This is a genomic window from Mesorhizobium sp. M7A.T.Ca.US.000.02.2.1 (assembly GCF_003996995.1).
Lineage (GTDB): Bacteria > Pseudomonadota > Alphaproteobacteria > Rhizobiales > Rhizobiaceae > Mesorhizobium.
On sequence record NZ_RZTT01000856.1, the window covers coordinates 1 to 704 of the forward strand.

General features: G+C 63.6%; 1 protein-coding gene. It reads right to left on the reverse strand.

Annotated elements, in window-relative coordinates:
• Positions 1 to 134 precede the first annotated feature (134 nt).
• Positions 135 to 704 (reverse strand): CDP-diacylglycerol--serine O-phosphatidyltransferase (locus EOD15_RS35115; protein ID WP_127409366.1); only part of this gene is annotated, 570 nt, incomplete at its 5' end.

Sequence of the window (704 nt, forward strand, 5' to 3'; positions counted from 1 at the left end):
ACATCGTCAAGGTGGAGGAAATCCCGGTGCTGGGTTCCGGCAAGACCGACTATGTGTCGACGAGGAAATTGGCGATCGACAGGCTGGGGCTCGGCGTCGCGGCCTGAGTCAGATCAAGCACTTCTGCGAATTTTCTAACCTATATCGGAGGGCGGCACTTTCTCGCCCTCGCGCTTGGCGCGCTTCGAATAGGCGCGCACGCTGAATGGCAGGAAGATCAGGTAGCCGGCGACCGAGGCGGTCAGCGTGTACCAGGGATAGGTCATCAGCAGGAGCACGTAGAGTACGACACCGAGGATGATCGGCAACACCCTGTCGCCCGGGATCCTTAGGCTCTTGCCGGAATAGACCGGCAGCCGGCTGACCAGCAGGAAGGCGACCAGGATGGTGAAGCCGGTGGCGACGAAGGCGGCGGGGCGACTGGGCTCCAGCCCTGTGCGCAGGAAATAGAGATAGAGCGGCAGCATCACCAGCACGGCGCCCGCCGGCGCCGGCACGCCGACGAAATATTCGGACTGCCATATGGGGCGATCGCCCTTCTCGTCGTCGAGCACGTTGAAACGGGCGAGGCGCAACCCGCAGGCGATGGCGAACAGCAGTGCCGCGATCCAGCCCGGCGAGCCGGCGCGGTCGAGCAGGAAGGCATAGAGCACCAGAGCCGGGGCAACGCCGAAATTGACGATGTCGGCCAGCGAATCCATCTG